The organism is Acidovorax sp. Root70, assembly GCF_001428225.1.
Classification (GTDB): domain Bacteria; phylum Pseudomonadota; class Gammaproteobacteria; order Burkholderiales; family Burkholderiaceae_C; genus Acidovorax.
In genome coordinates, this window is record NZ_LMHQ01000032.1 from 179,544 (window position 1) to 198,913 (window position 19,370).

General features: G+C 66.8%; 19 protein-coding genes. 8 read left to right on the forward strand and 11 right to left on the reverse strand.

Annotation, left to right across the window (positions count from 1 at the left end; translation table 11 throughout):
* Positions 1-817: 817 nt before the first annotated feature.
* The 3 genes from hemE to ASD94_RS22505 form a co-directional block, all read right to left on the reverse strand.
* A complete protein-coding gene (gene hemE / locus ASD94_RS22495) occupies positions 818-1,930 on the reverse strand; it encodes a uroporphyrinogen decarboxylase (RefSeq protein WP_056648097.1) in 1,113 nt (370 codons plus the stop codon).
* A gap of 152 nt (positions 1,931-2,082) precedes the next feature.
* Positions 2,083-3,663, reverse strand: coding sequence for an MFS transporter (locus ASD94_RS22500; protein WP_056648100.1), 1,581 nt, complete (start codon positions 3,661-3,663; stop codon positions 2,083-2,085).
* Between the two features lie 135 nt (positions 3,664-3,798).
* Positions 3,799-4,344, reverse strand: coding sequence for a MarR family winged helix-turn-helix transcriptional regulator (locus ASD94_RS22505; RefSeq protein WP_056648103.1), 546 nt, complete (start codon positions 4,342-4,344; stop codon positions 3,799-3,801).
* 118 nt (positions 4,345-4,462) lie between these two features.
* On the opposite strand from ASD94_RS22505, the gene ASD94_RS22510 reads away from it, so the two are divergent.
* From ASD94_RS22510 to ASD94_RS22525, 4 genes are all read left to right on the forward strand, one after another.
* The gene (locus tag ASD94_RS22510; protein ID WP_056648106.1) at positions 4,463-5,419 is read left to right on the forward strand and encodes a Bug family tripartite tricarboxylate transporter substrate binding protein; all 957 of its coding nucleotides are present in this window, start codon (positions 4,463-4,465) and stop codon (positions 5,417-5,419) included.
* A 148-nt stretch (positions 5,420-5,567) separates the two neighbouring features.
* Positions 5,568-6,902: a sulfatase gene (locus tag ASD94_RS22515; RefSeq protein WP_056648110.1), complete on the forward strand. Its 1,335-nt coding sequence runs from the start codon at positions 5,568-5,570 to the stop codon at positions 6,900-6,902.
* Between the two features lie 84 nt (positions 6,903-6,986).
* Entirely contained in the window at positions 6,987-7,955 is a 969-nt protein-coding gene (locus tag ASD94_RS22520; RefSeq protein WP_056648113.1) for a helix-turn-helix domain-containing protein, read from the forward strand.
* A 184-nt stretch (positions 7,956-8,139) separates the two neighbouring features.
* Positions 8,140-8,868, forward strand: coding sequence for an alpha/beta hydrolase (locus tag ASD94_RS22525; RefSeq protein WP_056648116.1), 729 nt, complete (start codon positions 8,140-8,142; stop codon positions 8,866-8,868).
* A 78-nt stretch (positions 8,869-8,946) separates the two neighbouring features.
* On the opposite strand, the gene ASD94_RS22530 is transcribed toward ASD94_RS22525, so the two are convergent.
* The gene (locus ASD94_RS22530; RefSeq protein WP_056648119.1) at positions 8,947-9,849 is read right to left on the reverse strand and encodes a LysR family transcriptional regulator; all 903 of its coding nucleotides are present in this window, start codon (positions 9,847-9,849) and stop codon (positions 8,947-8,949) included.
* Between the two features lie 160 nt (positions 9,850-10,009).
* Here ASD94_RS22530 and ASD94_RS22535 point away from each other — a divergent pair, with 160 nt between their 5' ends.
* Genes ASD94_RS22535 through ASD94_RS22540 form a run of 3 tightly spaced genes read left to right on the forward strand, consistent with a single transcriptional unit; the run spans position 10,010 to position 11,727 of the window.
* A complete protein-coding gene (locus ASD94_RS22535; RefSeq protein WP_056648123.1) occupies positions 10,010-10,993 on the forward strand; it encodes a TerC family protein in 984 nt (327 codons plus the stop codon).
* 27 nt (positions 10,994-11,020) lie between these two features.
* Complete coding sequence (locus ASD94_RS23910) at positions 11,021-11,179, forward strand: hypothetical protein (RefSeq protein ID WP_200954265.1); 159 nt, start codon at positions 11,021-11,023, stop codon at positions 11,177-11,179.
* Positions 11,176-11,727, forward strand: a complete 552-nt coding sequence (locus ASD94_RS22540) for a DUF2062 domain-containing protein (protein ID WP_056648127.1) — start codon at positions 11,176-11,178, stop codon at positions 11,725-11,727. The genes ASD94_RS23910 and ASD94_RS22540 overlap by 4 nt, the downstream gene beginning before the upstream one ends.
* Before the next feature lie 63 nt (positions 11,728-11,790).
* Here the strand turns inward: ASD94_RS22540 and ASD94_RS22545 are convergent, their stop codons facing one another.
* The 4 genes from ASD94_RS22545 to ASD94_RS22560 all read right to left on the reverse strand — a co-directional run bounded on the left by ASD94_RS22545 (position 11,791) and on the right by ASD94_RS22560 (position 15,778).
* A complete protein-coding gene (locus ASD94_RS22545) occupies positions 11,791-12,759 on the reverse strand; it encodes a tripartite tricarboxylate transporter substrate binding protein (RefSeq protein WP_056648130.1) in 969 nt (322 codons plus the stop codon).
* A 96-nt stretch (positions 12,760-12,855) separates the two neighbouring features.
* A complete protein-coding gene (locus ASD94_RS22550) occupies positions 12,856-13,113 on the reverse strand; it encodes a DUF2783 domain-containing protein (protein WP_056648132.1) in 258 nt (85 codons plus the stop codon).
* Positions 13,114-13,139: 26 nt separating this feature from the next.
* Positions 13,140-14,792 (reverse strand): FAD-dependent oxidoreductase, encoded by a 1,653-nt coding sequence (locus ASD94_RS22555; RefSeq protein WP_056648135.1) that lies wholly within the window; start codon positions 14,790-14,792, stop codon positions 13,140-13,142.
* A 26-nt stretch (positions 14,793-14,818) separates the two neighbouring features.
* Positions 14,819-15,778, reverse strand: a complete 960-nt coding sequence (locus ASD94_RS22560; protein WP_056648138.1) for an MBL fold metallo-hydrolase — start codon at positions 15,776-15,778, stop codon at positions 14,819-14,821.
* A gap of 142 nt (positions 15,779-15,920) precedes the next feature.
* Between ASD94_RS22560 and ASD94_RS22565 the strand changes: the two genes are divergently transcribed.
* Positions 15,921-16,730: an IclR family transcriptional regulator gene (locus tag ASD94_RS22565; protein WP_056648142.1), complete on the forward strand. Its 810-nt coding sequence runs from the start codon at positions 15,921-15,923 to the stop codon at positions 16,728-16,730.
* Positions 16,731-16,742: 12 nt separating this feature from the next.
* Here the strand turns inward: ASD94_RS22565 and ASD94_RS22570 are convergent, their stop codons facing one another.
* From ASD94_RS22570 to ASD94_RS22580, 3 genes are all read right to left on the reverse strand, one after another.
* Positions 16,743-18,065, reverse strand: a complete 1,323-nt coding sequence (locus ASD94_RS22570) for an O-acetylhomoserine aminocarboxypropyltransferase/cysteine synthase family protein (protein WP_056648144.1) — start codon at positions 18,063-18,065, stop codon at positions 16,743-16,745.
* Between the two features lie 104 nt (positions 18,066-18,169).
* Entirely contained in the window at positions 18,170-18,685 is a 516-nt protein-coding gene (locus tag ASD94_RS22575) for a CoA-binding protein (protein WP_056648147.1), read from the reverse strand.
* A 40-nt stretch (positions 18,686-18,725) separates the two neighbouring features.
* Positions 18,726-19,340 carry a thioredoxin family protein gene (locus ASD94_RS22580; protein ID WP_056648151.1) on the reverse strand — a complete coding sequence of 205 codons (615 nt, stop codon included), beginning with the start codon at positions 19,338-19,340 and terminating at the stop codon, positions 18,726-18,728.
* Positions 19,341-19,370: the final 30 nt, after the last annotated feature.

Below are 19,370 nucleotides of genomic sequence, written 5' to 3' on the forward strand. Positions count from 1 at the left end.
TAAGTGCTTGATTTGCCGTGGGTGTGTGAGTAATCCCGAATTTCTGTGGATAACTTTGTTGACATCCTGCCCGGACCACCGTCCAAGCCGCATGAATACTGGCTGCGAACAGATTGCCCGGAAATACGGCACCCCAAAAAAATCGTTATGAATCAATCATCTGAAGAAATTTGCCGCCGATTTTTGTGCTATGCCGTGCCGGCGGCTTTATGTTGCGCTGCATCACGAATTGTGTGCATAAGTCGGACACCCGGACTTCGTCAAGAGGACAGGTAGCCCCTTTTTGTGCTAGTGGCGTGGTTTCATGTTCATGCATTTCTTCGATATGGGCTGCAAGTGATTGATTTGACAGGGTATTTGTAAGAAATTCAGAATTCCTGTGGATAACTTTGTTGATATCCCTTGGGTTTGCCCCGCAAGTCTTTGTCAATCCGTGCTTTGGCTGGATTGCCTATCAAAAAGGCAGGGGCTTTAAATTCATACAAATCAACCACTTAGCGATTGGGCAAGGATATTTGGCGAGCCCCGGTCTGAAGCCGAAAGGGGCGGGCGGATGCTCCAGTTTTGTGCATAAGTGCGCCTGGCGCGCCGCCTCGGCCGGAGGTAAACGCTCTCGGATTGTCGCAGGGGCCGCTGTGGCGCCCTACCCAGGTGCAAGCCAGAGGATGATGACCGGGCAGGGGCAATGGTGGGGAGAGGGGGCGGGCGGCGGGTGGCTGCCAGGGCCGGAGTGTGCTTGCACCCAGGGCGGGCCTGGGAAGGGAGCGCATGCCGCCAGAGAGGATGGCGGGCTCTTACCGCTGTCTGGTCCCTGCGATCAGCGCTGGCGCTGCGCGCGCGAGTGGCTGTGCACTGCTTCCACAAGGGCTGCCACATGCTCTGGCGGCGTGAACTGGCTGATGCCGTGGCCCAGGTTGAAGATGTGCGTGGGACCCGTGGTGGTTCGGTCGGTGTGCGGCGTGCCGAAGCTGTCGAGCACGGCGTGCACCTGCGTGATGATCTGCGCGGGGGGCGCAAACAGCACGTTGGGGTCGATATTGCCTTGCAAGGCCTTGCCGGGGCCGCCCGCCGTGCCACCCACGATGGTGCGCGCCTTGCCCAGGTGGGCCGTCCAGTCCAGCCCCAGCACCTCGCAGTCGATGTCTTTCATGTCTTCCAGCCAGATACCGCCGCCCTTGGTGAAGACGATGCGCGGCACGTCGGTGCCATCCACGCCGGTGCGCTTGAGTTGCGCCAGCACACGCTTGGTGTACGCCAGGCTGAATTCCTGGAACGCGCCATCGGCCAGCACGCCGCCCCAGCTGTCAAAAATCATCACGGCTTGGGCGCCCGCGTCGATCTGGGCGTTGAGGTACGCGGCCACGCTGTCGGCATTCACGGCCAGGATGCGGTGCATCAGGTCGGGGCGGCTGTACATCAGCGTCTTGACCAGGCGGTAGTCGTCGCTGCCCTTGCCCTCGACCATGTAGCAGGCCAGCGTCCAGGGGCTGCCCGAGAAGCCGATCAGCGGTACACGGCCGTTGAGGGCCTTGCGGATGCTGGTCACAGCGTCGAACACGTAGCGCAGCTTGTCCATGTCGGGCACGGCCAGCTCGGCCACGGCGGCTTCGTCGCGTACCACCTTGGCAAAGCGCGGGCCTTCGCCCTCGGCAAACGACAGGCCCAGGCCCATGGCGTCGGGCACGGTGAGGATGTCACTGAACAGGATGGCCGCGTCGAGCGGGAAACGCTCCAGCGGCTGCAGAGTCACTTCGGTGGCGTAATCCACATTGGTGGCCAGGCCCATGAAGCTGCCCGCCTGGGCGCGTGTGGCCTTGTACTCCGGCAGATAGCGCCCCGCCTGGCGCATCAGCCACAGGGGCGTGTAGTCAGTGGCCTGGCGGCGGCAGGCGCGCAGGAAGGTGTCGTTGGCAAGAGGGGCGAAGGTCATTCCGCAATTGTCGCAGGCCGACTGCCAGCCTTGGCACCCGACCTGGCGGTAGAAATTGACGCGCATCAAGTTGGTGCGCCTGCGGAACCGGCTTTGCCGGGCCGCCGGATGCATCCCCTTTGGGAAAAGCGGCGCAGCCGCTCAGGGAGGCGTCACCTTTCAGCGATGTAGTGCGACATGCGTACCACCTCGCCCGGCGCCAGAAACGTCCGCACCTCGGTCTCCAGGGCTTGGTCGGCCATGGTCGCGCGGGAGCGCTGGTGCAGGTAGTCGGCCCAGGATTCGACGATGAAGCGCTCCACATAGCGCGAGGGCTCGCCCAGGTCCTTGTACACGCGCCAGAAGGTGGCGCCGTCACGGCGGCGCGGGGCCTTCATGCGGCTGATGGTGTCGAGGAAGGCGGCGTCGGTGCCGGGGGCGATGCGGTAGCCCACCTCCACGGCCACGGGGCCAGCTTCGGGCAGGGGCTCGGCTTCGATGAACAGTTCATCCCAGGGCGTGGCCTGGGTCACCTCGTGCAGCGCACCCATGCGCAGCGGCATGGGGCGGGCCAGCAGCAGGCCCACGCCCATGAGCGCGGCGGCCACACACAGCGTGGGCGTGAGGCCCAGGATGTCCGACGTAGCGCCCCAGAACGCCGAGCCCATCGCAAACGCACCCAGCGCCGCCACCATGTGCATGGCCACGGCGCGTGAGCGCACCCACTGCGGCGCGCTGGCCTGCGTGGCGGTGTTGAAGGTGGACATGGCCGACATCCAGGCCGCGCCTGCAAACAGCATGGCGATGTAGACCACCCAGGTAATGTGGGTGAGCGCCGCCACCAGCATGGCGATGCCAAACACGACGCCGCCTACGCCCACGATGACCTCCATGCCAAAGCGTGCGCGCAGCCGCCCCAGCACCAGACCCACGCCCACGGCGCCCGTGCCCAGGCAGCCCATGAGCAGGCCAAAGCCCTGGGCGCCTGTGCCCAACCGCTGGGCGATCACGGGCAGCAACGCCCACAAGGCCGAGCCCGCTGCGCTGAAAGCCATCACGCGCACCAGCTGCGCCAGGATCATGCGCGAGTGCCATGCAAACCGCAGGCCGCTGAGCGTGCCGCCCCACAGCCGCTCGGCGGGCAGCTTGGAGGGCGGGTGCGCTTTGGGCGGCCAGCGGCGGATCGACTCCCACATCACCAGCGTCGTGGTCACCGTGACGGCAAACACCCAGCCCGCGCCCAGCTGCGCAAACACCAGCCCTGCCATCGTGGGCCCCACCGCGCGCGCGGCGTTGTAGGCAATGCTCACGGCGGTGATGGCCTGGGGCCATTCGTCACGCGGCACGGGGTCGATGACCGATGAGTTCCACGCGGGTGTGAGCACCGCTGTGCAGCAGCCGCAGACGAATACCAAAAACAGCACCGAGGCCGACCCGCCCCAGCCGCCCAGCACCAGCAGCGTGAGCAGTGCACTGGCCCCCGCCTGCGCCAGCAGTGCGCCAGAGATCAGGCGCCGCCGGTCGGTGGTGTCGGCCAGCACGCCGGCGGGCAGAGCCAGCAAAAACATGGGCATGAACACAGCGGTCTGCACCAGCGCGGCCAGAAAGGACGAGCCCGTTAGCTCCACCATGAGCCAGGCGGCTGCCATGGTCTGCATGCCACTGCCCACAAAAAAGATGCCGCCACAAATCCACAGGCCCCGGAACGCGGGTTGGCGCAGGGGGCTCCACAAAGAGGTCGAGTGCTGGGACATGAGGGATGGCGTAGGGTGTGCGTGGGTCGTTGTGGGACAAGGGGAGCGCGTGCGTGCCGTGGGCGGGTGGCTCAGGGCGGGTTTGAGGATATCGCCGGTTCCCCGTTTTGGGGCCACTCCATTCTGCAAACCCCCTCAATCCACATGCCGTCCACCACGCAGCCGGTAGGTGCGAGGCACATCGGTGCGGGTAGCGACCAGTGCCTCGGCGCGCTGCTGCATGTCGGCCAGGGCCTGGTCCAGGCCTGCCACCGCCTCGGTGCCGAGTCCGGCCAGCAGCTCCTGGTTGAGCGCCTTGACCTGAGGAAACAGCTCGTCGTGCACGGCCTGGCCCGCCGCCGTGAGCGACAACTGGGCCTGGCGCCGGTCGCCAGGCATGGCGTCGCGGGTGATGAGCTTCTTGGCCAGCAGCGAGGTGATGGCGCGCGAGGTGCGGGCCCGGTCCAGCCCCAGGCGTTGGGCCAACTCGGCCGGGGGCATGCCGGGGTGCTGTGCCAGCATCATCATCAGCCCCCACTCGCGGCGGGTGATGCCATAGCCGCCTTCGCACAGTCGCACCACCAGGCTGCCCGCCACTGCCAGCAGGCGGTTGAGGCGGTACATCAGCAGGTCGTTGGCGGCCTGCGGGTGGGCCAGCCGGTGGCCAGGCGCTGCGGGTGGGTTGGGGGCCGGGGCTGGCATCAGGGTATTTCCTGGCAATGATTGATTAGATCAATTGATTGTGTGGCCAATACATTGCGCCCATCAATCCGGGCAGCCCCGCTGCCGGGCCCGTCTGCCCACGCTGGAGAAACCAATCATGTGGAAACCCCTTGCCACCTCTGCCCTGACCGCCGTGCTGGCTCTGTGTGCCACCCTGGCGCATGCCCAGGACACCCCGCTGCGCATCGTGGTGGGCTACGCCCCTGGCGGCGCGACCGACCGCGTGGCCCGCATCGTGGCCGACAAGCTGGGCAGCAAGCTTGGCACGCCTGTGATCGTGGAGAACAAGACCGGCGCGGGCGGCCGCCTGTCGGCCCAGGCTGTCAAAGCCGCGCCCGCCAACCAGCCCACGCTGCTGCTGGCCAACCCCGCCGTGATGCTGGTGGCGCCTCTGGTGTTCCCTGACGCGGGCTACGACCCCGAACGCGACTTCCGCCCCGTGAGCCATGTCAACAGCTACGAATTCGGCGTGGCTGTGGGCAGTGCCGTGCCGGTCAAGGAGCTGCCGCACCTCATGGCCTGGCTCAAGGCTAACCCGGACAAGGCCAACTTCGGCGTGCCCGCCACCGGCAGTCTGCCGCACTTTTTTGGCCTGATGGTGGGCGACGCGGCCAAGGTGCGCGCCGAGGTGGTGGGCTACCGGGGCTCGGCGCCGCTGCTGAACGACCTGCTAGGCGGCCAGGTGCCTGTGGCGTTCGATACGTTTGACACCCTGCTGCCCCAGCACGAAGCCGGCAAGATCCGCATCCTGGCCGTGTCGAGCGCCAAGCGCAGCGCGCTGGCGCCCCAGATTCCTACGTTCAAGGAAGCCGGCATGGACCTGGCCGCCACTGGCTGGAACACCTTCTTTGCGCCCATGAGCATGCCTAAGGCGCAGGCCGAGCGCCTGGCCGGCCTGATCCATGAGGTGATGAAGGACCCCGACACCCAGCGCAAGTTCGCAACCGCAAAGATGGAACCCGTGGTGGCGACCATGGCGCAGACCGAAGCCATGCTCAAGGCCTATCGTGCGCAATGGGCGCCAGTCGTACAGCGTTCTGGCTTCAAACCTTGATAGGAAGCACCCCCTGAGCGGCTGCGCCGCTTCCCCCTCAAGGGGGACGGCGGCCTCGCTGCGGGGCGGCCCTTGCTAGCCGCCCCTCGCATGGGCCGTGCCAGTTGCGCAGGTCACAGCCCGGGTTCAGTCACATTGGATCTCAGAGATGAAAACGCACCCCCGCCCCAACATCATCTTCATCGTTGCCGACGACCTCGGCTATGCCGACCTGGGCTGCTATGGTGGGCGCGACGCAGCCTTTGGCCCGGTGTCGCCGGTGCTCGACCAGCTGGCGGCCAACGGGCTCAAGCTCACGCAGGGCTATTCGAATTCGCCCGTCTGCTCGCCCACACGTTTTGCGCTGATGACGGCGCGCTACCAGTACCGCCTGCGCGGCGCGGCCGAGGAGCCCATCAACAGCAAAAGCCGGGGCAGCACCACACTGGGCCTGCCACCCGAGCACCCCACGCTGCCGTCGCTACTGCGCGCATCGGGCTACCGCACGGCGCTGATGGGCAAGTGGCACCTGGGTTACCCGCCCGCGTTCGGGCCGCTGCGCTCGGGCTATGAGGAGTTCTTCGGCCCCATGTCGGGCGGGGTGGACTACTTCACCCACTGCAGCTCCAATGGCGCGCACGACCTGTACCTGGGCGAGGAGGAAAAGCAGCAGGACGGCTACCTCACCGACCTCATCACCGACCACGCGCTCGACTATGTGCAGCGCATGGCGCCGGGCGCGCAGGCCGGCACGCCGTTCTTTCTTAGCCTGCACTACACCGCACCCCACTGGCCGTGGGAGACCCGCGACGACGAGGCGCTGGCGCAGGAGGTGAAGACGAACCTGTTCCACCTGCACGGCGGCAACATCGAGACCTACCGCCGCATGATCCACCACATGGACGAGGGCATCGGCCGCATCATGGCGCTGCTGGAGGCAAAGGGCCTGGCGCGCGACACGCTGGTGGTGTTCACCAGCGACAACGGCGGCGAGCGTTTCTCGGACAACTGGCCCCTGGTGGGCGGCAAGATGGACCTGACCGAAGGCGGCATCCGCGTGCCCTGGATCGCCCACTGGCCTGCGGTGATCGCCCCTGGCGGCGTGAGCGCACAGACCTGCATGACCATGGACTGGTCCGCCACCATGCTCGACGCCGCAGGCGCCGCCGCGCATGCGGACTACCCGCTGGACGGCCGCTCGCTGATGCCGCTGCTGCGCGATGCCAGCATGATTGACGAGCCCCCGCTGTTCTGGCGCATGAACCACCGGGGCCAGCGCGCCATGCGCCAGGGCGTGTGGAAGTACCTGCGGGTGGACGGCAACGACTACCTGTTCAACCTGGCCGACGACGAACGCGAGCGCGCCAACCGCGCGCCCGTGGAGCCCGCACGCCTGCAGGCCATGCGCGCCGCCTGGGAGGCGTGGAACGCGTCCATGCCCGCCATTCCTGACGACGCCACGGTGAGCCTGGGGTACTCGGCCAAGGACATGCCGCAGCGCTGAACCCGGCGGGCATGCAAGTTAGCGGGCGGACGGCAGGGCTTGCCCTGTTGCCTGCCACGCTCGCTTGCCGGTAGATTGGGCGCCATGCCCGCCGTGTCTGTGCCCTCGTCCCCCGCTGCTCTGCGCCAGTGGACCACCGATGTGGTGGCGCCGCCCGCGCGCCTGGACTACTGGGTGGGGGCGATCTGCGAGGCGTTTCTGGAGATGGACTGTAGCTCTCGCGAGGCGCCGCTGTTTGGCGGCGAGCTGCAAAGCCTGCCGGTGGAGACACTGTCCATCAACCGCGTGCGGGCCTCCACCCAGGACGTGTTTCGCACGCCCGCCGGTATTGCGCGCAGCCGCCAGCTGCCCTTCTACCTGATCGGCCAGGCCGAGACCGCATGGCATGTGCGCCAGGATGGCCATGTGGCCCACCTGCGACCGGGCGATGTGGTGCTGCTGGATTCGGCCCGGCCGTACGAACTGCACTTTCCCGACGGCGTGCACTGCGTGTCGCTGCAGCTGCCGCGTGCCTGGGTGGGACAGTGGCTGCAGCAAGCCGAGGCGCCCGGGCCGCGCGTGGCCTGGCGCGACCAGGGCTGGGGCCAGAGCCTGGGGGCGCTGGCCGTGCAGCTGGCGCGCGACCCCGCCTCGGCGCAGGCGCTGCCGCCCGCATTGCTGTCCGACCACCTGGGCGCGCTGCTGTGCGCCGCGCTGGAGCCGCCCCAGCCACCGGCGCCCACCGCTGCGCGCAGCCTGCATGCCCATTTGTGTGCGCTGCTGCGGGCGCGCATCGACCAGCCCAGCCTCTCGGCCCCGGCGCTGGCGCAGGAGGCGGGCGTGTCGCTGCGCACCCTGCACCGGGCGTTTGCGGCGCAGGGCCACACCTTTGCGGGCACCTTGCGCGAACTGCGCCTGGCGCGGGCGGGCGAGCTGCTGCGCCGTCCCCAGCTGGCCCATGTGGCCGTGGGCGAGATCGGGCGGCGCTGCGGCTTTGCGGACCCCTCGCATTTCGCGCGCGCTTTTCAGCGCGTCATGGGTGTGTCGCCCGCGCAGTGGCGGCGCGGCGGCTGATTCCGTCTCCCGATCCTCCGGGTCGTTGTGGCTTCGCCTCGCCGTGCTGCACGGCGGTGGAGCTTTTGGCACACCCAACACAGACGGCTGGCACGCGCAGGCCATTCAGCTCCGTCCGGTGTTCCTAAGGTAGCGGCAGGGCGGATAGCCCGGTCCTGCAACACAACCCCAAGGAGACACACACATGCCGGATACCTATGTCCTGGTCCATGGCGCATGGCACACCGGTGCCGAGATGGAAGCCACCGCCACCCACCTGCGCGCGCGCGGCCACACTGTGCACTGCCCCACGCTCGCGGGCAACAACCCCGGCGACGACCGCGCGGCCACGGGCCTGGCCGACGCGGTGGATTCGCTGGCGGCCTTCATCGAAGGCCAAGGCCTGACCGATGTGCGACTGGTGGGCCACAGCTACGGCGGCATGGTCATCAGCCACATGCCATCGCGCCTGCCCGGGCGCATCCGCCGCTTGGTGTACTGGAACGCCTTTGTGCCGCAGCCGGGCGAGTGCCTGAACGACTTGGTGCCGCCACACTACCGCGCGCTGTTTGATCAGGTGGCGGCCAGCAACGGCAATGCCGTGATGCTGCCGTACCCCATCTGGCGCGAGGCCTTCATCAACGACGCCGACGAGGCCCTGGCGCAAAGCACCTACGCGCTGCTCAACCCCCACCCCTACCGCACCTTCACCGAACCGGCGCAGCTGCCGGTGCCGCTGGCCGCGCTGGAGGTGGGCAAGAGCTATCTGAACGCGCAGCAAGACACCGCGTTGCCCCACAGCCTGCCCTGGCACCCGCGCCTGTCGGAGCGGCTGGGCCTGTTCCGCCTGGTGGAGTGCCCGGGCAGCCACGAGCTGTGCTTCTCGGACCCTGCATCGGCCGCACTGCACATCGAGCGGGCCGGGCGCGACTGACGGACCCTGTGGAGGGGTATGCGTCGGTTTTTGAGTATTTTTGGCCCCAAGCGCCAGATGAATATGCGCCAGCAGCTATTAATTCAATAGCGTTCCGCCCTGGCCCGCCTCCAGCAGCCGCGTGAGCAGCGGGTGCATCACCTTGCGCGCGCTGTAGATCAGGTGGAACTGCTCCTGCACGTCGGGCGCGGTGCCCACCTGCACCAGCCCGTGGGTCTGGGCCAAGTGCTCGCCCAGGGAGACCGGTGCGGGCATCACGCCCATGCCGGTGGCGGCAAAGGTGCTCAAGAGGGCGCTGTCTTCAAATTCCCCGGCAATGTGCGGGCGGATGCGTTCGCGCTCCAGCCAGTGGTCGATGCGTGCGCGCATGGCGGCGTGGTCGGTGGGCAGCAGCACGGGCACCACGGCCAGGCTGTGCGGGAAGTTGTTGGCCGCCGCCTCGGCCCACAGCGGGGGCGCGTACCAGGCAATCGCGCTGGTGCCCAGCAGCTGGCTGGTGGTGCGCAGGGCGGGGTTGGGGGGCGCGGCGCGGTCGGCCAGCACGGCATCGAGCTTGTGCAGCGCCAGCTCGCCCAAAAGGGGTTGGAACTCGCCCTCGTGGCACAGCAGGCGCAGGTGGGGCTCGTCCAGCACGGGGGTCAGCAGCCGGTGCACGGCCAGCTTGGCGATGCCGTCGGAGATGCCCAGGTTCAGCCGCAGCGTCTGGCCACTGGCGGCCTCGCGCACGCGCACGGGCAGCAATTCACCCAGCGCAAAGATATGGTCGGCCTCGTGCAGCGCGGCCACGCCCGCATCGGTCAGCACCAGGTTGCGGCCCTCGGTGCGCAGCAGGCTCACGCCCAGCGACTTTTCCAGGTCGCGCACCTGGGCGCTGATGGTCTGCACGGCCATGTCCAGCCGCTCGGCGGCGCGCGCGATGCCGCCTTCCTTGGCCACCACCCAGAAGTAGAAAAGATGGCGGTAGTTGAAGCTCTGGCTCATGATGTTGGCGTGACGGTTTGGTCAAAAAGGTGGTTGGTTCGTAAAAACCGAACCAATGCTACCAATATGACAGGTTTTAAAGAATCTCCTGCGTCCCTACAGTGCGGGTCTGCCGCTGGGTTAGCGCCCGGCCAGAGCAATACCCCTTTGGAGAAAGAGCATGGAAACAATAGGCACCTGGTGGATGTGGGCGGGTTTTGCCGTCTTTGTGGTGGTGGCGATCGCCATCGACCTCTTGGTGATGGAGCGCCAGGGCGCGCACAAGGTCACGATGAAAGAGGCGCTGCGCTGGAGCCTCTTGTGGTTCTCGCTGGCCTTTGTGTTCGTGGCCATCCTGTGGTGGTACCTGGACAGCAGCCAGGGCCGCGAGGTCGCCAACACGGTGTCCATGCAGTTCATCACCGGCTACCTGGTCGAGAAGAGCCTGTCGGTGGACAACATCTTCGTCTTCCTGATGCTGTTCAGCTACTTTGCCGTGCCGCCGCAGTACCAGAAGCGCGCGCTCATCATCGGCATCATCGGTGCCATCGTGCTGCGCACGCTGCTGATCCTGGCCGGTGCCTGGCTGCTGGCGACCTTCCACTGGCTGCTGTATGTGTTCGGCGCGTTCCTGGTCATCACCGGCATCAAGATGTGGTTTGCCGCCGGGCAGGAGCCTGACATCGCCACCAACCCGGTGCTCAAGTTCCTGAAAAAGCGCATCCGCATCACCGACCAGTTCGATGGTGAAAAGCTCTCGACCCTGATCAACGGCGTCAAGCACTACACGCCCTTGTTCGTGGTGCTGATCCTGATCGGCACGACCGACATCATCTTTGCGGTGGACAGCATCCCGGCCATCTTCGCGATCACCAGCGACCCGTTCATCGTGCTCACGGCCAACATCTTTGCCATCCTGGGCCTGCGTGCGCTGTACTTCTTGCTGGCAGACCTGGCGGACCGCTTCCACCTGCTGGCCTACGGCCTGGCGCTGGTCCTGGTCTTCATCGGCGGCAAGATGTTGCTCATCGACTTTGTGAAGATTCCGATTGGCTATGCGTTGCTGGTCACGGCCACGCTGATCGCCGGGTCGATTTTCCTGTCGCTGCGCAATTCGGGCGAGGCGGCCAAGGGCGCCCCACCCGCACTGCCCCCCAAGGCCTGATCGCTGCCGAACCGGGAGACCCGAGCCATGGATCTGATCGAATCGGTGATGCTGTGCATGTTGTTGGGCCTGGTGGGGGCCACCGCAATGGCCTACCGCTCGGGTAACGAGCCGCGCGATGTGCGCCTGCTGGTGGGCCTGACCACCTTGTGGGGCGCTGGCACCGCGGTAGCGTTCGTCGCATGATGCAGCCGCTGTGTCGCCTGCGCCGCTGGCTGCGGGCCCTGGAGCCCCGGGCCCGGCAGCTGCTGGACCGCAGCTGGCTGGCGCAGTTCCAGCCCTGGCTGGAGCAGCGCGCGCTGTTCCGCTTTCAGCGCCAGCCGCTGGCGCGCGGGGTGGCGGCGGGCATGTTCTGCGGCCTGATCCCCGGGCCGCTGCAGATCCCGGGCACGCTGCTGGTATGCGCCTGGCTGCGCGGCAACGTGGTGGCCGGGGGCGTGGCCACCTTCTATACCAACCCGCTCACCACCGTGCCGCTGTATGTGATGGCCTTCTACCTCGGTGCGCTGCTGATGCCCGGCGCGCAGACCCTGCCCGCCTGGAGCAGCGTGGCGCCGGGTGGGGAGTTCACGGTGCAGGCCCTGGGCACCTGGATGCAGGCACTGGGCACGCCGCTGCTGATCGGCCTGCCCACCCTGGGCCTGCTGCTGGCGGTGCTGGGCTATGTGACGGTGCAGCTGCTGTGGCTCGCACCCGCCTTGCACCGCAAGCGAAGGCTGGCGCGCAGCCGCTGAGCCCCATATTCGGCCCGCAACGTGGGCGCCCCCGCAGGGGGATGGGTCGCAGCCGCTGGGGGGTTAGTCGAGTTTTACGCCTACCTTGGTGATGACGCGCCCCCACTTCTCCCGCTCGGTGCGTGCAAAGCTGCCCATCTGGGCAGCGGTGCCGGGCATAGGCTCCACACCCAGGGCCTGCAGCCGGGCCTTGGTGCGCGTGTCGGCCAGGGCCGTCTGCAGCGCCTTGCTGAAGCTGGCCACTACATCGGCCGGTGCGCCCGTGGGCACCACCAAGCCCTGCCATGCAAAACCCTCAAACCCTTGCAGACCTTGTTCGGAAATCGTGGGCACATCGGGCATGGTCGCCACGCGCTGCGGGCTGGCGACGCCAATGGCGCGCACCTTGTTGCCCGCGAGGAACGGATACACCGTGGCGCTGTCGATCCACATCGCAGACACCTGGCCGCCAATCACGTCCTGAATGGCCGGAGCCGCACCGCGATACGGCACGTGCGTGAGCTTGAGCCCGCTCTGCTCACGGAACAGCTCGCCCACCAGGTGGTGCGGGCTGCCCGGGCCGGCCGATGCCCAGTTGACCCCATCGGGCATCCCCTTGGCCCAGGCCATGAACTCTTTGAGGTTCTTGGCCGGCACGCTGTTGGACACCACCAGGAACATCGGAAAGCGCACCAGCAGCCCCACTGGCTGGAAGTCCTTCTCGGCGTTGTAGCTCAGCTTGCTGAACAAAAACGGGTTGGCCGCCAGCGTGGCGAAGTCGGCCGAGAACATCAGGTTGCCGTAGTCCTTGTTGCGCGCGCTGTACTCGGCGGCAATGTTGGTGCCCGCGCCGGGCTTGTTGTTGATGATGATGGTGCGGCCCAGCGTGGCCGACATCGACTCGGCAATGGTGCGCGCCACGATGTCCGAGCCACCGCCTGCGGCGTAGCCCACCACCCATTCGAGCGGCTTGGAGTCCTGGGCGTGGGCCAGGGGCAGGGTGGTGGCCAGGGCCAGGCCCGCGAGGGTGGCGAGGAAATGTTTGCGCTGCATGGTGGTGTTGTCTCCGTAGTGGTCTAGGTTCAAGGCGAGTCGGGCCCTGCACCATCTGCGCGGTGCTGAAGCCGTGGGGATGAAAAGGGGCTGCGGCTAGGCTGCCACCGCGTGGGTGGGCACCACCGGCGTGACGGCCGGGGTGGTGCGCCGGTCGGCCATCGGCACGGCGCTGCCGCGCGCCAGTTGCAGCGCGTGCTGCAGCGTGGCTTGGTCGCTGATGTGGTTGGCCAGCAGCAGCACCAGGCGTGCGTTCATGGCGTGGCTTTCGGGCGTGGACAGGCCCTGGTGCGCCGCAATCAGCGCTTCATAAAAATCGTCGCAGGCCTGCAGGTTCGGTTGGGTGTTCAGCATGGGCATGTTCCTTGTCGTCTTCCTGGTCAGACGGCTGCGGCCGTGGCACGCGCCAGTGCGCTGCGCACCGCTGCTTCGGTGGGCTTGCGCCAGCGCGCGCACACATGCTGGTCGGGCCGCACCAGGTACACAGTGCGCAGCAGCGCGTCCAGCCGCTGGGCGGCCAGCGCCTGGTGGTCGATCACGTCGATGCCGATCTGCAGCACCTTCACACCGGGCAGGCCATGGGCCCACGCAGGAGCCGGGCCAAACACCAGCAGCGTGAAGTCCGGCCCCAGCTCGCGCAGCAGCCAGGTAGGCTGGCCCTGCTTTGTCAACGGCGCATCCAGCAGCACGGCGCCGGGCACCTGCGTGCCCGCAAACGCATCGGTGTCGGGCGTGTTCAATGGCGATGCATGTAGCGTGGCTGGCACCGACAGACGCCCGCTGTTGACGATGCGCCTTGCAAACGCATGTTCACGCGCCAGGTGCAGCGCCGCGTCGCGGAACAGGCGGCTCACCTCGCTCTTGGGCGTGATGAAGTCGGTGGCGCGGGTGGAGTTGCACAGGTTTTCGTCGGCGGCGTATTCGCGCTCTGGCCCATAGGTGGCTACCAGCGCGGGGCTGGCGCGGCCCTGGAGCACCCAGTCCAGCTTCCAGGCCAGGTTCTCGGCGTCCTGCACGCCGCTGTTGGCACCGCGTGCGCCGAAGGGTGAGACGCCATGCGCGCTGTCGCCCGCAAAGATGACGCGGCCGTGCACGAACTGGTCCATGCGCAGGCAGGCAAAGGTGTAGACACTGGCCCAGTCCAGCTCGAACTGCGCCTCCGCACCCAGCAGCGCCTGCACGCGCGGAATGATGTTCTCGGGTTTCTTTTCTTCCTCAGGGTCGGCGTCCCAGCCCAGCTGGAAGTCGATGCGCCACACGTTGTCGGGCTGGCGGTGCAGCAGCACGCTCTGGCCGGGGTGAAAGGGCGGGTCGAACCAGAACCAGCGCTCGGTGGGGAAGTTCGCCTCATCCGCCAGCTTCACGTCGGCGATCAGAAAGCGGTCCTGAAAGATGCGCCCCTTGCTCTCCAGCCCCAGCATCTGCCGCGTGGGTGAGCGCGCGCCGTCGCAGGCCACCAGCCACTCTGCATCCATCTGGTAGACGCCCTCGGGCGTGTCGATGCTCAGCAGTGCGCCGTCCGCGCGGCTTTGCACGGCCGTCACCTTGTTGTGCCAGCGGATGTCGATGCCCGGCAGCTGCAGTGCACGCTCCACCAGGTAGGCCTCGGCGTAGTACTGCTGCAGGTTGATGAAGGCGGGGCGCTCGTGGCCTTCTTCGGGCAGCAGGTTGAATTCGTACAGCTGCTCGTCTTTGAGGAACACCTTGCCCAGGTTCCACGACACGCCCTTGTCCACCATGCGCTGGCCCACACCCAGGCGGTCCCAGATTTCGAGCGTGCGCTTGGCAAAGCAGATGGCGCGCGAGCCGATGGAGAGCTTGTGGTCGTTGTCCAGCACCACCACACGCTGTCCGCGCTGGGCCAGGTCGATGGCGAGTGACAGGCCCACGGGACCTGCGCCGATGACCACGATGGGGTGTTGTGCGGGCGTCGCACCGTCCTGATCGGGCGAGCGCACATAACCAAAATCGAGCGCCTGCACCTCGGCGCCGCTGGCGTGGAAGGCCTCTGGGGGAATGTCTTTGGGGTTCATTTTTTGTCTCCTCCAACCTCGGGGGCTCAACCTTCCAAAGCCTTCCACATTTGGACATCACGCTCGGCGGTCCAGATGCGCGGGTCGGGGTATTGCGTGGCTTCGTCGTACGCACGGGTCACGTCGAACGGCATGCAGTGGTTGAAGATCACCCAGTGCCCGTACTTGGGTTGCAGTTGGGCAAACGTGGCCTCGTACACCTTGCGCAGGTCTTCGCCCTTCGCCGCACTGGCCTTCACGCTGTCGTACAGGTCGCTGATGAAGGCGCGCGTGCCCGCCAGGCCCGCCTGGACCTGCTCGGGCGTTTGCAGCGCGGCGCCCCGGCCGGGCACGAGCTTTTCGGGCTTCAGGGCCGCGATGTTGTCCAGCGTCTGCGGCCAGTCCTGGAAGTAGGCATCGCCCGCATACGGCGTGGCGTCGAACTCCACCAGGTCGCCGCTGAAGAGGATCTTTTCCTGCGGCAGCCAGGCCACCGTGTCGCCCTTGGTGTGGCCTCGGCCCAGCTGCAGGATCTGCACCTCCAGCTTGCCCAGCCACAGGGTCATCTTTTGGTTGAAGGTCATGGTCGGCCAAGTCAGGCCGTCGGGCACGCTCTCCACGTTCTGGAACAGGCGGGGGAAGCGGCCGATCTCGCTGTCCTTGTCGAACTGGCCGCGCTCCACGATCAGGTCGCGCGTGTCCTCGCTGGCAATGATGTGCTCGGCCCCATATGCGCTGGCGCCCAGCACGCGCACCGCGTGGTAGTGGCTCAGCAGCACGTACTTGATGGGCTTGTCCGTCACCTCGCGGATGCGGCGGATCACGTCCTGCGCCATCACGGGCGTGGCCTGGGTGTCGATGACCATCACCGCGTCGTCGCCAATGATGATGCCGGTGTTGGGGTCGCCCTCGGCCGTGTAGGCGTAGGCGTGGTCGGAGAGCTTGTCGAAGCTCACCTTCTTCACTTCGAGGTCGGCGGCGGAGGCAAAGGTTTTGACTGTGCTCATGGTGATGATTTGTTAATGGTGAATGCGTTTATCTAAACGGAATGTGTTGATGTTAGGCAAGAAATTCGTTAATGTCTAACGCATTTGTTTAGGTGAAAACCAGAATGATTGGTAGAGACCGCGCTGCGTGGACAATCGCCGCATGCCCACGATGCCCCCCGACCTGCCCCCCGCCGACGACGAAGACACGCCCCGCAGCCCGCGCGGCATCCAGAGCGTGGAGGTGGGTGGCCAGCTGCTGAAGGTGCTGGCGCGCACTGGCCGGCGCATGGCGCTCAAGGACCTGGCCCGCGCGGCGGACATGACGGCCGCCAAGGCGCATCCCTACCTGGTGAGTTTTGGCAAGCTGGGCCTGATCGAGCAGGACGCCGTGAGCGGCCACTACGGCCTGGGCCCGCTGGCCATGCAGCTGGGCCTGATCAGCCTGCAGCAGGTGGACCCGGTGCGCCTAGCCATTGCCGAGCTGCCTGCGCTGGCCCAGCGCATCGGCTACACCGTGTCGGCCTCGGTCTGGGGCGACAACGGCCCCACCATCATTCGGGTGGAAGAGGGGCCCACCGCCGTGTATGTGGCCATGCGCCACGGCACCGCGGCCTCGGTGCGGCACACGGCCACGGGCAAGGTGTTCGCCGCCTTCGGACCGCGCGAACGCGCTGCCGCCGCATTGGCGGCCGAAGGGTTTGCGGGCGCTTTGGACGAGCCCGCCTTTGCGGCCGAGCTGGAGGCTGTGCGCGAGCACCAGATCAGCGAGGTGACCGACCAGCTCCTGCCCGGCATCAGCGCGCTGGCCACGCCGGTGTTTGATGGGTTTGGGCAACTGGTGCTGTGCATCGCAGTGATCGGTCCGAGTGCCACGCTACAGACGGGGCCTGCGAGCCCGGCGGCGCAGCACCTGCGGGAGGCGGCGCGGAGTTTGTCGCAGCGCCTGGGGGCGCCGGTCGGCCCTGTGTAGGCGGTGGGGCGATCAGCCCGCTGCGCGCTCCAGCGCCTGGTCGATGTCCCACAGGATGTCGTCCAGGTCTTCAATGCCTACCGACAACCGCACCATGTCTGCGCTCACACCCGCGCGGGCCAGCTCTTCTTCGTTCAGCTGCCGGTGCGTGGTCGATGCAGGGTGGATCACCAGCGTCTTGGCGTCGCCGATATTGGCGAGGTGGCTCAAGAACTCGCAGGCATCAATGAACTTCTCACCGGCCGCTGCACCGCCTTTCACACCAAAGGTCAGGATGCCTGATGCGCCTGGCGTGCCGTCCACCGCGCGGAACTGCTTTTGCGCCAGGTCGTAGTACGGCGAATCCGCCAGACCCGGATAGTTGACCCACGCCACCTGCGGGTGGCTCTGCAAAAACTTCGCCACGGCCAGCGCATTGCGGCAGTGCTCGCGCATGCGCAGGTGCAGCGTTTCTGCGCCCTGCAACAGTTGCCATGCGTTCATGGGCGAAAGCACGCCGCCAAAGGTGCGGTTGACTTCCATGCGCGCCTTCATCGCGTAGCCGAAGTCGCCAAAGGTCTCGTAGAACTTCACGCCGTGGTAGGCGCGGCTGGGCTCCACCATCTCGGGGAACTTGCCGTTGTCCCACGGGAACTTGCCACCCTCTACCACCACACCGCCCATGGTCGTGCCATGCCCGCCGATGTACTTGGTGGCGCTGTGCACCACGATGTCGGCGCCCAGGGCCAGCGGGTTGCACAGGTAAGGGCTGGCCACCGTGTTGTCGATGACGAGCGGCACGCCGTGGGCATGCGCCACCTCGGCCACGGCGGCGATGTCGAGCACGTTGACCAGCGGGTTGCCGATGGTCTCGCCGTACACGGCACGGGTGTTGGGGCGCATGGCGCGCGCAAAGTTCTCGGGGTCGGCCGGGTCCACAAAGGTGGTCTCGATGCCCAGACGGCCAAAGCCCACGCCCAGCTGCCCCACCGTGCCGCCGTAGAGCGTGCTGGCCGCCACGATGTGGTCGCCCGTCTTCAGAATGGCCAGCAGCGCTGCCATCTGCGCGGCCATGCCGCTGGCGCAGGCCAGGGCCGCACGGCCGTTTTCAAGGCTGGCAATGCGCTCCTCGAACACCGCCACCGTGGGGTTGCTGATGCGGCTGTAGACGTTGCCAAAGGTCTGCAGGTTGAACAGGCTGCTGGCGTGCTCGGCGTTGTCGAACACAAAGCTGGTTGTCTGGTGGATGGGCGTGGCGCGCGCGCCGGTCACAGGGTCGGGCTGGGCCCCGGCGTGGATGGCGCGGGTGCCAAAGCCGAAGTGGCGGTCGGCGCCGTTGGATGTGGGCTCGGTCATGGCGGTGGCGCAGCCCGCAGTGCTGCGCAGAGGGTTGGGTGAAGGAATTTGAATGAAACTGGCCGCAAGCGCTAGTGCAATATGCGCTGATAGCTATCAATTTGCTAGTAAGGCAGCTGCCGCAAGCGCTTGGCGCTGATCACCTTGGTGTTCACGCCCATCCAGCCCAGGCCACCAAACAGCCGCGCGTGTTCGATCTTCACGCAGCGGTTCTGGATGACTTGCAGCCCGGCCGCTTCAGCACGGAGGCCTGCGGCCTCGTTGAAAACCCCCAGCTGCAGCCACAGGCACTGTGCGCCGATGGCGACGGCCTCCTCGGCCAGCGGCGGGATGTCCTCACTCTTGCGAAAGCAGTCCACCATGTCGATCTTTTGGCCCTGCGCGGCCAGGGCGGCGGCCGCCTCGGTCACGCTGCCGTAGGCCGTCTCGCCCAGGATCTGCCCGCCATCACGCGCCACCAGCGGGTTGACCGGCACGATGCGGTAGCCATGCGCCTGCATGTACTTGGCGGCAAAGTAGCTGGGGCGGTGCCACTGCGGCGAGAGGCCCACCACCGCAATGGTGCGGCAGGCGGTGAGCAGGTGGCGCAGGGTGCTGATGGTGTCGGGGGTGTGGAGCATGCAAACAGTGTACGCATGCCCTCGGGTTCGCAGCGGAGGGTCAGGCCGGCGACTTGTACTTGATGCTGCACCCATACGGCGCAGTCGTCGCTGCCGAGATCGGCTTGCCCGCCAGCGCCTCGGCCAGCCCCACCTTCACATAGTTGGTGGCCTTCTCGATGTCGGCCGGGCGGGCCGAGGGGATGCTATCTATGCCGCCTGCGTACACCAGCATGCCCTGCGGGTTGACGATGTACATGTGCGGCGTGGTGCGCGCGCCGTAGTTCTTGCCCACGGTGCCTTCTTCATCCATCAGCACGGCGGTGGGGGCGGCTTTACGTTCGGTCTTCCAGGCTGCGAGCTTGGCGGGCTCCAGGTAGTCGCTGCTGGCTTTTTCGGTGGAGTTGATGGACAGCCACACCACGCCTTGGCCGGTGGCGTCCTTCTGTGTGGCGGGCATGTTGCCGCTGTCGTAGTGCTTGCGCACAAAGGGGCAGCCGGGGTTGGTCCACTCCAGCACCACATGTTTGCCCTTGAAGTCCGACAGGCGCACGGTCTTTCCGCTGGTGTCCTTGAGCGTGAAGTCGGGCGCGGGCTGGCCCACGGTGGCAGCGGCCTGGGCGCCCAGGGCGACGAGGGCGGCGGTGGCGATCAACGTACGGCGAAGCAGCTTCATGGCAGGGTCTCCTGAAGGGGTTGGCGGGTG